1 protein-coding gene is annotated in these 223 nt (G+C 44.4%); it reads right to left on the minus strand.

Annotated features, from left to right (window positions below):
- Positions 1 to 15: 15 nt before the first annotated feature.
- Positions 16 to 223 (minus strand): BamA/TamA family outer membrane protein (locus tag A3751_RS19915; protein WP_068458670.1); only part of this gene is annotated, 208 nt, incomplete at its 5' end.

Consider the following 223-nt stretch of genomic DNA (forward strand, 5'->3'; position numbering starts at 1 on the left):
ATTCCTCGTACTTAGTTAAAAGGGCTGCCCTAAAGAAAACTGGAAGAACTGCTTTTCGTCTTCAGGAGTGGCATTCATCGCCTTACCAAAACTGAACCCAAGCGGGCCAATAAAGGTGTTCCACTGCAACGCTACGCCGGTTGACCAACGGATTTCGTTCAAATCAAAATCATATCCGCGATTTGTATCGAACACATTACCGGTATCAACGAAATATGCCATA

The organism is Oleiphilus sp. HI0080, from assembly GCF_001635135.1.